The sequence below is a fragment of the Apibacter raozihei genome (assembly GCF_004014855.1).
In the GTDB taxonomy this organism is placed as follows: Bacteria; Bacteroidota; Bacteroidia; order Flavobacteriales; family Weeksellaceae; genus Apibacter; species Apibacter raozihei.
In genome coordinates this window covers 17,955-31,631 of record NZ_CP034930.1, presented here as the reverse complement: position 1 = coordinate 31,631, position 13,677 = coordinate 17,955, and the positions used below count along the sequence as shown (strand labels likewise).

13 protein-coding genes and 1 tRNA gene are annotated in these 13,677 nt (G+C 28.8%); 5 read left to right on the top strand and 9 right to left on the bottom strand.

From position 1 onward, the window contains the following. The first annotated feature begins 88 nt into the window (after positions 1-88). From EOV51_RS00140 to EOV51_RS00125, 4 genes are all read left to right on the top strand, one after another. Positions 89-1,432 (top strand): ammonium transporter, encoded by a 1,344-nt coding sequence (locus tag EOV51_RS00140; protein WP_128148621.1) that lies wholly within the window; start codon positions 89-91, stop codon positions 1,430-1,432. Continuing rightward, positions 1,410-2,090 carry a sugar transferase gene (locus EOV51_RS00135; RefSeq protein WP_228427650.1) on the top strand — a complete coding sequence of 227 codons (681 nt, stop codon included), beginning with the start codon at positions 1,410-1,412 and terminating at the stop codon, positions 2,088-2,090. The genes EOV51_RS00140 and EOV51_RS00135 overlap by 23 nt, the downstream gene beginning before the upstream one ends. A gap of 54 nt (positions 2,091-2,144) precedes the next feature. Continuing rightward, the gene (locus EOV51_RS00130; protein WP_128148619.1) at positions 2,145-2,810 is read left to right on the top strand and encodes an HAD family hydrolase; all 666 of its coding nucleotides are present in this window, start codon (positions 2,145-2,147) and stop codon (positions 2,808-2,810) included. An 85-nt stretch (positions 2,811-2,895) separates the two neighbouring features. After that, positions 2,896-2,969, top strand: a tRNA-Arg gene (locus tag EOV51_RS00125). Positions 2,970-3,183: 214 nt separating this feature from the next. Here EOV51_RS00125 and EOV51_RS14580 read toward each other — a convergent pair. Then, positions 3,184-3,336 (bottom strand): hypothetical protein, encoded by a 153-nt coding sequence (locus EOV51_RS14580; protein ID WP_164875214.1) that lies wholly within the window; start codon positions 3,334-3,336, stop codon positions 3,184-3,186. 571 nt (positions 3,337-3,907) lie between these two features. On the opposite strand from EOV51_RS14580, the gene EOV51_RS00120 reads away from it, so the two are divergent. Further along, positions 3,908-7,582, top strand: a complete 3,675-nt coding sequence (locus EOV51_RS00120) for a thiol protease/hemagglutinin PrtT (RefSeq protein ID WP_128148617.1) — start codon at positions 3,908-3,910, stop codon at positions 7,580-7,582. Between the two features lie 1,051 nt (positions 7,583-8,633). Here the strand turns inward: EOV51_RS00120 and EOV51_RS14575 are convergent. The 8 genes from EOV51_RS14575 to EOV51_RS14565 form a co-directional block, all read right to left on the bottom strand. Continuing rightward, complete coding sequence (locus tag EOV51_RS14575) at positions 8,634-8,780, bottom strand: hypothetical protein (protein WP_164875213.1); 147 nt, start codon at positions 8,778-8,780, stop codon at positions 8,634-8,636. Positions 8,781-8,932: 152 nt separating this feature from the next. Beyond that, on the bottom strand, positions 8,933-9,544 hold the full coding sequence (locus tag EOV51_RS00115) for a hypothetical protein (RefSeq protein WP_128148615.1): 612 nt from the start codon (positions 9,542-9,544) through the stop codon (positions 8,933-8,935). Between the two features lie 98 nt (positions 9,545-9,642). After that, a complete protein-coding gene (locus tag EOV51_RS00110; protein ID WP_128148613.1) occupies positions 9,643-10,002 on the bottom strand; it encodes a hypothetical protein in 360 nt (119 codons plus the stop codon). A 162-nt stretch (positions 10,003-10,164) separates the two neighbouring features. Further along, the gene (locus EOV51_RS00105) at positions 10,165-10,482 is read right to left on the bottom strand and encodes an RHS repeat domain-containing protein (RefSeq protein WP_228427649.1); all 318 of its coding nucleotides are present in this window, start codon (positions 10,480-10,482) and stop codon (positions 10,165-10,167) included. A 70-nt stretch (positions 10,483-10,552) separates the two neighbouring features. Then, the gene (locus EOV51_RS00100) at positions 10,553-11,119 is read right to left on the bottom strand and encodes a hypothetical protein (protein WP_128148609.1); all 567 of its coding nucleotides are present in this window, start codon (positions 11,117-11,119) and stop codon (positions 10,553-10,555) included. A gap of 422 nt (positions 11,120-11,541) precedes the next feature. Continuing rightward, on the bottom strand, positions 11,542-11,706 hold the full coding sequence (locus EOV51_RS14925) for an RHS repeat-associated core domain-containing protein (protein ID WP_394343673.1): 165 nt from the start codon (positions 11,704-11,706) through the stop codon (positions 11,542-11,544). A 43-nt stretch (positions 11,707-11,749) separates the two neighbouring features. Continuing rightward, a complete protein-coding gene (locus tag EOV51_RS14570) occupies positions 11,750-12,205 on the bottom strand; it encodes a hypothetical protein (protein WP_228427648.1) in 456 nt (151 codons plus the stop codon). Between the two features lie 40 nt (positions 12,206-12,245). Next, entirely contained in the window at positions 12,246-13,094 is an 849-nt protein-coding gene (locus tag EOV51_RS14565) for an RHS repeat-associated core domain-containing protein (protein WP_164875212.1), read from the bottom strand. Positions 13,095-13,677: the final 583 nt, after the last annotated feature.

Below are 13,677 nucleotides of genomic sequence, written 5' to 3'. Positions count from 1 at the left end.
AAAATATCGTAGTTTATTTATTTTTTAATAGGGGTATTGTTTTTATTTTACTTAAAATATGTATTTTTGCCTTGTAAAAATATAGGGTATGAGAAAAAAAATATTAATATCGGTTTTAGTTATCTTAGGTTTGGTAAGTCTTTTTTCCAATTATTTGTTTTCCTCAGATACAACTACACTAACGCTTACACCTGCTAAATTTAATCATGCAGATGTAGCATGGATGTTGGTTGCTTCAGTTTTAGTTTTTTTAATGACACCAGGTGTCGGCTTCTTTTATGGGGGTATGGTAAATAGTAAAAATATAATAAGCACTATTTTTCAGAGTTTTATAGCAATGGTCACTATAACCGTATTATGGTTTATTTTTGGTTTTGGACTTGCTTTCGGCCCTGATTTAGGGGGTATTATAGGTAATCCGATACCCAATATGTTTATGAGAGGAGTGGGTACCGATTCAGCCTGGCCCGGAGCTCCTACAATTCCTATATTGTTATTTGCTTTATTTCAGTTAAAATTTGCAATAATTACTCCCGCATTAATTTCTGGGGGAGTAGCAGAAAGAATACGATTTTGGGGATATTTATTATTTATAATAGTTTTTTCAATATTTATTTATTCACCATTAGCTCACGCTACCTGGCATCCGGAAGGGATTTTGGCAAAAGCCGGAGTTCTGGATTTTGCCGGTGGAACTGTGGTTCATATGAGTTCTGGCTGGGCAGCTTTTGCCGGTGCTATATTTCTGAAAAAAAGAAGAAATACGACATTATCAGCTGCTCAGGTCCCGTATGTAATTTTAGGAGCTAGCTTATTATGGGTGGGCTGGTTTGGTTTTAATGCAGGTTCTTCCTTTGCTGCTAACGGACTCGCAGTGTTAGCCTTTGCTAATACAACAGCAGCATCAGCTGTCGGCGCAATAACCTGGGGTTTTCTTGAAAAAATTAATAAGCAAAAGTTAACTTCTGTTGGAGTTTGTGTGGGGGCTGTTGTAGGTTTAGTAGGAATTACTCCCGCAGCAGGTTATGTGTCTATTGGACATTCATTATTTATTGGTTTGGCAGCAAGTATAGTCAGCTTCTATATGGTTCGATTATTTCATAAGAAAGGAGTTGATGATACATTGGATGTTTTTCCGTGTCATGGAGTAGGAGGAATGGTTGGAATGTTATTAACCGGAGTGTTTGCAGATAAGTCAATAAACGAAGCAGTACAACACAATGGACTGTTTTATGGAGAAACGACTTTATTCGTTACTCATTTTGTTGCTATGATGTTGGTTTCTGCTTTTGCATTTTTTGGTACATTGCTTTTGCTTTATCTGGTAAATAAAATTATACCTTTAAGGGTAGATGCAGACAAAGAGGAATTAGGTTTGGATATATCCCAACATGGTGAAAAGGTGCATCATGGAAATTATCCGGTTCATTAAGCTCTGGGATGCACAAAATACTAAAAAGGATTTCTTAGGAAATCCTTTTTCTTTTAGTAAATTTACACTCAACATCATAGATATGAAGATTGTTAAACAGATTACCGATTATATGTTAGCACTGGCAAGTTTATTTTTATTAATAATTCCTATGTTAATTATTTATATAATAACTTGTATAAGTACACAAAATAATGGGTTGTTTATGCAAAAGAGAATTGGGAAAGGTGGGAAGGAGTTCAATTTATATAAATATAGAACTATGAAAGGACATTATAACACTTTTGTTACTACATCCCAAATGAATATTACACCATGGGGCAAAATATTAAGAAAATATAAGTTAGATGAGCTGCCTCAGATTTTTAATATACTAAAAGGAGAAATGTCATGGGTAGGGCCCAGGCCCGATGTTCCTGGGTATGCAGATTTACTTTCCGGGAAATCCAGCATTATTTTAACTGTAAAGCCAGGAATTACCGGTCCGGCACAATTAAAATACAGAAACGAACAGGAAATTTTGTCAAAAGTAAGTGATCCTCAGAAATATAATGATGAAATTCTTTGGAAGGATAAAGTTTTAATTAATATAGATTATATTGAAAACTGGAGTATGGCTAATGATTTTAAATATATATGGCAAACACTTTTTTCGTAAAAATATCATGAGTTTTATATAATAATAGATAGTTATCTTTGTAAATAAAATACAATGATTGAACTGGTTATTTTTGATTTGGATGGAACTTTGTTAAATACGATTGAAGATTTGGCAAATTCAGGTAACTATATTTTAAAAAAATACGGATTTCCTGAGCATCCGGTAGATTCATACCGTTTTTTTGTAGGTAAAGGTGTAGGTAAATTAATTGAAAGAGCATTGCCTGAAGTGAATAGGCAACCAGAGTTTATAGAGCAGCTTAGACAAGAATTTATAGAATATTACAATTTACATTCTGATGAAAATACAGCACCTTATCCGGGTATAATTTCTATGCTTAAATCATTGGAAAATCAAGGAATAAAGCTGGCGGTTGCTTCGAATAAATATCATTTAGGGACTCAGGCATTAGTTACAAAATATTTTTCTGATATTGCTTTCGATGTTGTGTTGGGGCAACGCGAAGGTGTTCCAGCCAAACCAGATCCTCAGATTGTTTATGATATTATGAAAGAGTCAGGTATTTCTGATGTAAATACAATTTTGTATGTAGGCGATACAGCTACCGATATGAAAACGGCAGCCAGTTCCGGCATCAAGAGCATAGGGGTTCTCTGGGGGTTCAGACCTAAAGAAGAATTAGTTGATAATGGCGCAGTTTTTTTAGTTAAAAAAGCGGAGGATATATTAATAAAAGTAGAAGAATGTTCAGATTAAGTATAAATTATAAGAGAATAAAAAAAGTGAAAAAAAAATTATTAAAATAATAAAAAAAATAGTACTTTTGCATTCCAATTGAAAGGGACACGTAGCTCAATTGGATAGAGCGTCAGATTACGGCTCTGAAGGTTGGGGGTTCGACTCCTCCCGTGTTCACTTAATGAAAAGCACAATCCAAACTATTTAGATTGTGCTTTTTTATTTTTGCCTTTTCTAGTTGAAAGTTAACTCCAATACTTTATTATAGTATAACTTTTAATTCTTATTATATATAATATATTATATTATTAAGAATAATCTTGCAGATAAACAATAATGAATTAGGTTCAAGATAACTTTAGAAGTTTATTTTTAATGTTTTTAAGTAAAATTAAATTAATATTTGTATATCTATAGTTTCATCTAAATTCATACTCTTAATTGATTCCCTCCAACAACAAATCCATTTTGCCCCTGTAATGTCTTTATATCTGTAATTAACAAGACCATCATAGGTTGTAAAGCCATTAAAATATACTAACATTCGTATCTGTTTTGCCTTGAATAATAGGTGTTAAGTCTCTAATACAATAACTGTTTACTATTTGTGTTTACAGTCTTTCTTTGCGTTAAAGCATTTCAAAAAACAAGAATTTAGCCTTTAGCTCTGCAACGTTTAATGCCTCAGACTCTTCTTGCTTTAAAATAGCTCTCGTAAAGTTCAATCCAAACATTAATCAAAGGACTTTCCAATTCACAGATCTTAGCAATATGCTCTATGAAAACTTAATAAAACTTATTGATTGTTGAACTAGAAACCCTAATTAAAATAGCTGTCTTTTTTAGCTTCAATATTTAGGCTGAAAAAACGAATAATGATTCTGTTTTATGTTCTGAAATATGGGTACTTTTTTTAAATGCTTGTTTTTCATTGAGGAAAAGATAATTAGAAAAAATTTATTCATCTAAAGTTATCTTTAACCATGATTTAAGTGTTTTTTTTATAAATAAATATACCAAATTAGTGTATTTATTGTTTTTAATTTATATTTGTAATATAAATTTTTATATTTTGTTCTTATTAATTAAAAAAAATACATTTAAAATTATTGCTTATGAAAAATAAACTACTACTATTTTTATTTGTTTTACAAAGTGCTTTTGCTTTTGGAAAACAAATACCCATTGATGAAGCTATTTTAATTGCTCAAAAACATCAAAGCCAGTCAGGTACATCCTTATCTAAATTATCAATACCTGTACAGCTAGTAAAAACCGTACAGGGCAATATAAATCAAAAAAGTACAAGAGAGCCTTCCAATCTTTATTATATATTTAATAAAGGATATAACAAAGGCTATGTCATTGTAGCAGCAGATGATGTATCTGTGCCTGTTATTGGATATACTACAGAAGGAACATATGATGAATCGCTTCTCCCTCCTAATTATTTAGGATGGATAAAGAGTGTTGAGCAAGGAATTGAACAAGCTATCTTAGAAGGAAAAGAAGCATCAGATAAGGTGAAAAGACAATGGACTACTTTTAGTAATAGCAAGAATCTGGCTACCTATAGTTTATACAATACGGTTACCCCTTTGATAAAAACAAAATGGGATCAACTAGCTCCGTATTATAATTCTATTCCTGTAAAAGATGCTAATGGAAACTCGGCTCTTACGGGTTGCATAGCAACAGCTATGGCACAGATATTAAAATATTATGAATTTCCTAAAAAGGGATATAAGATTATTCCAGGCTATCGTATCGATTATCTTAATATAACGATGCCTTCAATTGATATAACTCAACATGTTTACGATTGGGATAATATGCTTAATATATATAAAGGAAATAGTAGTAATCCTAATCAGAATAAAGCTGTAGCCGATTTAATGTATCATTGTGGAGTTGCGGTGCAAATGGGGTATGGCTTTGCAGCAAGTGCTTCTGTAAGTGAACTGCTACCTAATGCATTTACATACTTTGGATATACAACTTCTAAACTGATATATAGAGATAATTTTTCAGATGAAGCATGGTCTCAAATTTTAATAAACTCATTTGAAAATAGACAACCTGTTTATTATGCAGGAGGAGGACATGCTTTTATTTGTGATGGGTATGATTCGGATGGATTATTTCATTTTAATTGGGGGTGGAGCGGTTCAGCAGATGGGTACTATTCCATTGATGCTATACTATATGCAAAAAATGAGAGTATGTTGTATGAAATTAAACCTAAGATATACTCAGCTTATCACAGAGATGATAAGGAGGAACTAAGAAAAATCATGAGTCAAGGTGATAATTACTTAACTCTAGGTCTTAGTGTTGCAGATACACTTAAATGGAGAAGTAGTGAAGAATGGGTAACTAAAGTAAAAGGAGTTACTTGGAAAGAAGGGAGCGAAGGAAAAAGAATATCTAAATTAAATTGGACGGAAGGAACTCCTAAGTTATCAGGTTCTATTAATTTAGAACCGTTTGCAGAAGTTGAAGAAGTATTAACAGGACATAATGATATTTCCTCTCTGACTATTCAAAATACGAAGTTAAAACATATAGATACAGGGCATAATAACATATCTACTTTAAATGTGGGAAATTGCTTGGTGTTAAATACGTTATTAATTGATTATAATGAACTTAAAGAGTTAAATATTTCCAATTGTAGTTTAATAGATTTCTTGTTGTGTAATAATAATAAACTAAAATTTTCGGCACTGCCGTTAAAAAATATATCTATAATTGCGTATGCTAATCAGAATAAAGATCTAATAACAATAATTGCAGGTAAAACAATAGATTTAAGCAAAGAATATAACATTGATAATCATATAACAAGTTACAAATGGTATGCTCAGGATGGAAAAGAAATTAGCTTATCTACTGCAGGAAATGGTAAATTTATAGCAGATGCTAAGTATGCCAATACTATTTTAACTTGTAAAATGACTAATAGTAGGTTCCCTGATCTTATTTTGGAGAGTTCTTATTTCATTACAGCAGATTCTACGTATAATGAAGAAGATAAAGAAGGTTTAAGACAGTTTTTACAACAGGGAGATAATTTTTATAAGCTAGGATTATCCGCATCAGATAAAGATAATTGGGAAGGTTCTGAAGAATGGGTAGATAAGGTAAACGGGATTACATGGATAGATACCAACCAAGGGAAAAGAATATTTATAATAAGTTGGGCAAGTAAAAATTTAACAGGAACTCTGAATGTTTCCAAATTCAAAGAAATCTGGGGACTTTTTATTCAACAAAATCAAATAAATGGATTAATTGCCTTAAAAAATCAAAAATTAGAATATATAGATGCCGGTTCTAGTAAGTTATCAACCTTACGTATTGAAGATTGTACGAAACTGATAAGTCTGCTTGTTCATGTGAATGAACTTACAGAACTACATGTTTCAGATTATAAATTATTAAAGAATTTTTTCTGCAACGGAAATAAACTGAAATTCTCCGATTTACCATTGGAAAATATTTCAAATTTTCAATACAGTGATCAGGCTAAAATAGATGGTGGTTCTATAGGTGGTGGTCAAATCGTAGATTTAAGTAAAGAATATAACATAGATAGCCATATAACAAGTTATAAATGGTATGCTCAGGATGGAAAAGAAATTAGCTTATCTGCTGTAGGAAATGGTAAATTTATGGCAGATACTAAGTATCTTAATACAACCTTAACCTGTAAAATGACCAATAGTAGATTCCCGAATCTTAAGTTGGAATATTCAGTTAAAGTTATTGGTGTATACAATGAAGAAGATAAGGAAGGTTTAAGACAGTTTTTACAACAGAAAGATAATTTTTCAAAGGTAGGGTTATCTACAATAGATAAAAACAATTGGAATAGTTCAGAAGAATGGGTAGCTAAGGTAATTGGAATTAAATGGAAAGATACAGACCAGGGAAAAAGAATACATGAGATAAGTTGGTATGGTAAAGGATTAACAGGAGTTCTGGATATTACCAGATTCAAAGGAATCTGGGGTCTTTTTATTGTCGCAAATCAGATAGATGGATTAATAGCCACACAAAATCAAACATTAGAATATATAGATGCCGGAGTTAATAAGTTAACAACCTTACGTATTAATGATTGTTCTAAACTGAAAAGTTTACTTGTTCATGGAAGTGAACTCTCAGAACTAAACGTTTCAAGCTATAAATTATTTGAGAACTTTTTCTGTTATGGAAATAAACTAAGATTTTCCGATTTGCCATTGGAAAATATTTCATGGATGCTTTACAATAATCAGGCTAAAATAAACGGAGGTACTTTAGAGGCGGGTCAAATCATTGACCTGAGCAAAGAATACAATATTGATAACCATATAACAAGTTATAAATGGTATACCCAGAATGGTAAAGAAATTAACTTATCTGTTGCAGGAAATGGTAAATTTATGGCAGATGCTAAGTATGCAAATACTACCTTAGCCTGTAAAATGACAAATAGCAGATTCCCTAATCTAATTTTGGAATATACAGTTAGAGTTACTAGAATGCAGGCTAAGTCTTATTTAGATGAGGTATATACCACTGATATATCTGTCTACCCTAATCCAACAGCAGATGTTTTATATTTTAATACTACTGTTAAGGTTGATAAGGTAAATATTTATAGTCTTGATGGAAAAATGATTAAGCAAATCAGTGATGTACATAATAATAAAATTGATGTACAGTTTCTTTCTTCAGGTGTTTATATAATTATTATTGACATTAATTCGGAACATTTAATGAAAAGATTTACTAAGATATAATATTATATCCTATTGATAAAATAATAGTTTATCTCGTATAGATTTCAAACTAACTAGTAGAGGATATATTGAAAATTATAAAGGATGTGATTTAAATTGTTATCATATTATAATTGATTTGATACAATTTAAGTAAAAAATGTAAGTTATATAGTAAGAATAAACTTTACCTTATGATTATACTACTATTTTTTTTAAGCTTTTTAACACCTCCTTTGTTTGTTGTACTTGCTAGTTTATATTCTTACAGACTAATTATCAAAAAAAAAATAAATTACAAAAATGTACTACTTTTAGCTATAGTTGCAACAATAATATCTTTAATATTATATTTATATATCGTCAATGAAACTAAAAATGATGGAGGTATTTGGCCGGGAGTAAGATATAACGTCTTTAGTAGCTTATTCTTAATAAATATTCCGGGTGTACTAATGCTTATTAATTATTATCGTTTTCTAAAAAATCGTACTAAGACACTTAATTTATTTATTTTTTCTGTTCTAATGATTTTAGTTTCAACCATTCTTATAATTAGCAATGAGCTTACAGGTTTCTTTATTAATGTTTATTTTTATGATTGGTTTTTTTAATAAATTTCATATAAAAAAAGTAATTGATTCTATAATTTTAAATATTTAATTTTTTAAATAAGTATTTTTTGTTAAATTCTAAATCATAGCTGAATTTAATTTACTAAAAATATAGTTTTTCAAATTTTATTGTTTTAATAAACAGTTTTATATTTATTTCATAAAAATTAAATTATCAAATTTTCTTTCTAGATAAAATCTCTTTCCCCATTTATAAGAAATATAAATTATGGTGCTTCTAAAATATCTTGCAACTTTTGCATTACCATATCCCAAAGTACTAGTCTTGATTATTGTTACTACAAATTCAGTAATAATTATAAAATCTAAAAAAAATAAATAATTATATAAATGTTATAAAAATTTATCAAAAATGTCTAAAAATATGATTTTTTTGTTTGTATAATCTTTAGTATGTGGTATTGTGTGTAATTTAAAAAAAATGAGTAATATAATCATTAATCATTAAAAATAATTATTTTGTTATCTGTATATATATATTGACCTAGTTTATAAGAATGATCGTCTACATGCATCATTCTACCGGGGTCTAAGAAGAATACAGGATTATTAAAAGCATAGTTGTATGGAGAATGTCTTCTCATTTGTGCGGCTAATGGGCTATATTTAACCGACTAAACTTATCAATTTGCTTATTGAAGAGTATTATAAAAGAGGTATCATTGTACAGTTACCTCTATTTTTGTTTATCTTAGTAAAGAAATACATCATCTATGCTTAATAAAACATCATTGAATCATCTTATCGTATACCAATTAGTATAGAATAGCATTTTACTACCTTCTTTATTATAAAAATAAATTATTCTAAATATTTTGGGTAAATATTTTTTAGTATAATCCTTATTCCTGAAATTTTTTTCACATTCGAATGAAAAAGATCTATAATAAATTTTTACTGGGATAACCTTTTTATCCCCTACTGATAATGCTATTTTCACTTCACTATATTCAAGAAAATCCAATAATAATGGATCTTTAGTACACTCCATTTCATCATTAATTATTTTCCATTCGCCTGATTTTTTTTGTATAATAAAAAATGAACGACCCTTATTTTTTTCTTCATCGAAAACACACTCTATATTTTCTGTATGTACTAGTTTTTCATCATAAAATATTCTTTCTTGCACATCCCTATAATTAAAAACTAAATTAAGAGCCCCTTCGAAAACAATATTGAACTTCACTACTCCTTGATTATCAAAATTGATAAAATCTACTTTAAACTGAGAGGGTTCTTTTTCTTCTACTTGCACAATAATTCTATCATCACTATAACATCCTAATAAAAAAAGACTGAAAATAAAACATGCCATTAACTTTATATATACATAATTTTTAATCATTCCGACTTATTTTTTCTTTCATCTCTATTTTTATAAAGATATTTATTTATTGCTGCCTTAAATTTATCAGTTGTAAATTTATAGGTCGTTTTACTTTGCTATACTTTTAGGGCTCTTATTTCCCCTTCTGACTTATATCTACTCAATCCACCACAACTTGAATATTCTCCTGATAAGATAACTTTTTTTGATTTACTAAAGAGCATATTCGCTCTATTAATATGGTCATTTTCATGCTCTAAAGCGTTTTTAGTATTGTAATAATTATTTAGTAATAAATTACTTTTACCTTTTTCGTATTTAATATGAAATTCATTATCATCTAATTTAGACAATGCCCAACTTCCATTCTTATATTTAGAAGAATACAAACCAATACTAAATAAATTGCTACCTGTTTCTTGTGAATTAACATTATAAATAGTAAATATTGTAGGATTTATAGCCGTTTCTGGCATTATTGACTTAACATATTCAAAACTTGATTATCAGACGCAACTACTTTTCCATTTTCAGTAATTTCAGTACTATTGCTTTTTAGGGATTCAACATCTATATATTTACCAGAATTAAAATCAGATGAATCATAATTTTCGCCTGTTTGATATACATTTCCATCATCATATATCGAACTCTTTAGTAACTATTTGTTTATCTGTACCTTCTAAAGCATCCGGAGCCATCCCATCTGGGTCTATAAATCGAATAGGGTTATTAAACGCATAATTGTAAGGTGAATTTCTTCTCATTTGTTTGGCTAATAGGGCGGAATTAAACCAACGACCTATAGCCGGGTCGTAATTACGGGCTCCGTAATCGTAAACATTGAGCCGGACTTCTTCCTGTTGTTCCTTTCCGTTGTATTTATATTCCGGCTGTCCACTTTGAGAGTTGTAGCCAGTATATTTTAAGCCGAAATGATAGTAATGTTTTTTCACTTTAATTTTTAAAATTACGTTTTCCTGAGCATAAGAAAGCCTGACATTCTGTTATAATGTTTATAAATTATTATTTAGGTAAAATTATCCAATTTGATTTTATTATAATCAGCTTATTTTTTTCATTTTTATATATGTATAATAATCTGATTTTCTTATCATTCTTTAGTACTTTTAAAAGTCTATAATCAATATGTAGGTTTTTGTATAGGAAATTTTCTTTAGGCGCTAAAATTATATCCGAAGTTTCATTACAATGCATTGTGATGAAACCTAAATTAATTCTATTTTGGCCTTTAAAAATTTCAATTATAGCTTTTTTATTAAAAAAATTTCTAAATAAACCTTTTTTATTTTCAATTAAAAAATTGTTTTCGAGCCCCCTTTCTTCAATGTTATTTTTATAAAACACTATAGAATCTAAAGTGTCTAAAGAGGCACACCCCACATTAAGTTTGTCAATATTGTATTTAATTAAAATTTCTTTATCAGTAATATTGTTTATAAAAATATTAAAATTTATTAAACTATCTTTTTTATGATTATTGGCAGACTGATAGATAACTTTCACAGGGTAGTTTGCATTACTGCAACTAGCAAAAATAAGTATAAGTATTAATTTAAATATATATTTCATTTCACATATTTTTTTATTTGCTCTTTAATGTAATGATGTAGTTTTTATCCAAGAATCTCGTGTCTTTTGGTAGTTGACAGCTCTAATTTCGTTGTTTCGTTCCCATCAATTAAAATCATTATATATGTAGTTTTAGCTAGATTTCTAAGTGATTTTTTAAAGTCATTATTTATGTTCTAAAGTATTTAATATGTTATAATATGATTTTAGAGTTGCAAAAAATATTTTTTCTTCAGTGGGATTAACAAAATTAATGTTTACGACTGGATCTTTTTTTTAATTTAACTCCCGTATCTTTATTTATTAAAAGCACTAGTTAAGGACCCCTTAGTAGTAAATTTTATTTGCACCTATATTTGAAGTATTAATACCATAAGTGTTTTCATTAATTACTACTTTATCTATTTTTTAAGATATAGCTGTTAACAATTCATATAGATTTTGATATATTTTTGAACTACCATTATTAAAAACTTATTAAACACATAATTGTAAGGTGAATGTCTTCTCATTTGTTCGGCTAATGGGTCAACAGTAAACCACCTACCGATAACCGGATCATAATTCCTTGCCCCGTAATCATAAATATTCTATCTTAACTTTGTTTATAATTCTTCTTATTATATAAAATCAATCAATAGTATTTGGAGTGGGAGGAGCATTCCATAAACTTATTCTAGACTGAATCTCGTATTCAGAAGATTTTTCAATTTTTTCCTGATTGTTATATTGTTTAATTGGACAGTTTTCAATCTCTTTCAAAAAGGCAGGATTATCAAAGTCCTTTTCCTTATGATATAGATCTGTTAAATATACTATAGAAATACTATCTCCCTTTTCAACTACCTTTTTTGCATAATTTATTTCAGGAACTAAAGCAAATGTATCCTTTTTGAAAATTATAAAGAAATTATTGTAATCTTTTCTTTCCAGAGTAAATGCCGTTTCATTCTCATTTTTAAAACTTAAGGTAGTAAATAACTTTATGGTAAATAAACTATCCTTTTTATTTATAGAATCGTACCAAGGCTCTTGATTTCCAATTTTAATTTGGAGAGATTTATTTTTACAATTAAAAAATAACATTGTAATTATCGTAAATACAAAAATGTAAACTATTTTTATTTTATTTTTTCCCATAATATTTGATATTATCTTCAATATGTTTTTTAAATTCAGATGTTGTTTTAGGATATAAAGATTGTTTTTTCTGATCACTATATATTTTCGAATGACTGGCTTTTGGATTACCTAAATGCCCTTTAGTTCCTCCTTCATGTCCTAAGACGCTGATAAAGTTGTATTTATCGTTGAGTATATTGTCTACTTTTCCATTAAATACATTAATGGTAATTTGTTTTTTATCTGTATTGGTAAGCATAATAGAGGTAGAACCGGATGACGATATTCCCCAACTTTTTCCTTCATTATAGGATTTTTTTACACCATAGGAACGCCCTCCCTCAAATTTACTTTCTTTTAAAGCCCCTACGGAAAATTTACCATTGAGTAATTCTGATACATTAACACCCGCTTCCGGAGCATAGTGCTGTGCTATATTGTCTAACATTGCAAAAGAAGCTTGAGAATCAAAAGTATAATCTTTTAATTCTATTTCGGATATAGGGAAATATGTACCTGTTTCCCTTTTTTGATTTAAAGTTTCCGAGCTTTCAAAAGTTCCATCTATTACTATATTACTAGTTATTTTTTTATCTGTATATAGATATTGACCTAGTTTATTAAAATGATTGTCTATAGGCATCATCCCATCGGGATCAATAAAATAGACAGGGTTGTTGAAGGCGTAATTATAAGGCGAATGTCTTCTCATTTGCTCCAATGGCGGGTTAACAGTAAAACAACGACCTATAGCCGGGTCGTAGTTACGTGTTCCATAGTCATAGATATTGAGCCCAAGCTCTTCCTGTAGTTCTTTTCCGTTGTATTTGTACTTATAAAACTTATTTATCATAAAGATTTAATTTTATAACCCGTACACAAAATTTTTATTAATTCATTATTTGTAAAATATAGGTATTTCTAGAGATATAAATAAACTATCCTCAAATTTCTCATTGTAAGGAACTATAGAATCTTTTTTTAAAACTTTGAATATTTTATAAAAAGGATCATAAATAAGTGGAACAGTATATTTATATTTTTCAAAGCCTTTTGGTATTGTATCACTGGTTGCTTTTAAGTAAAAAATCTTATTTATCCCAGGATTGCTGCTTTTATAAACAAAAACTAGTTTATTATTTATTTTTTGACAGTATAAAATAGAATCTTGTATATAATCACCAGAAGTTGAAACTAATATATAGTCAATATTTGCTTTTTTTTGGTATTTTAACTTAATTAATTTATAATTGGTATGTTTAGAAAACTCATTCATTTCCTGAAAAATTAGTTTATTTAAAGAGTCACTAATTACGAAATCTAATTTTGGGACTATATTTTTTTGCTCCTTCTGTTTATTGCAGGAAAACAGTAAGTTTATTAAATGAAAGAGTAAACTTATTCTTATTATATAAATCATTAATTACTTTTTTTTA

What these genes read in the sequence shown, in the direction of transcription:
- EOV51_RS00140 (WP_128148621.1), top strand. Translation starts at nt 89, where the DNA reads ATGAGAAAAAAAATATTAATATCGGTTTTAGTTATCTTAGGTTTGGTA.
- EOV51_RS00135 (WP_228427650.1), top strand. Translation starts at nt 1,410, where the DNA reads ATGGAAATTATCCGGTTCATTAAGCTCTGGGATGCACAAAATACTAAA.
- EOV51_RS00130 (WP_128148619.1), top strand. Translation starts at nt 2,145, where the DNA reads ATGATTGAACTGGTTATTTTTGATTTGGATGGAACTTTGTTAAATACG.
- EOV51_RS14580 (WP_164875214.1), bottom strand. Translation starts at nt 3,336, where the DNA reads ATGTTAGTATATTTTAATGGCTTTACAACCTATGATGGTCTTGTTAAT.
- EOV51_RS00120 (WP_128148617.1), top strand. Translation starts at nt 3,908, where the DNA reads ATGAAAAATAAACTACTACTATTTTTATTTGTTTTACAAAGTGCTTTT.
- EOV51_RS14575 (WP_164875213.1), bottom strand. Translation starts at nt 8,780, where the DNA reads ATGAGAAGACATTCTCCATACAACTATGCTTTTAATAATCCTGTATTC.
- EOV51_RS00115 (WP_128148615.1), bottom strand. Translation starts at nt 9,544, where the DNA reads ATGATTAAAAATTATGTATATATAAAGTTAATGGCATGTTTTATTTTC.
- EOV51_RS00110 (WP_128148613.1), bottom strand. Translation starts at nt 10,002, where the DNA reads ATGCCAGAAACGGCTATAAATCCTACAATATTTACTATTTATAATGTT.
- EOV51_RS00100 (WP_128148609.1), bottom strand. Translation starts at nt 11,119, where the DNA reads ATGAAATATATATTTAAATTAATACTTATACTTATTTTTGCTAGTTGC.
- EOV51_RS14570 (WP_228427648.1), bottom strand. Translation starts at nt 12,205, where the DNA reads ATGTTATTTTTTAATTGTAAAAATAAATCTCTCCAAATTAAAATTGGA.
- EOV51_RS14565 (WP_164875212.1), bottom strand. Translation starts at nt 13,094, where the DNA reads ATGATAAATAAGTTTTATAAGTACAAATACAACGGAAAAGAACTACAG.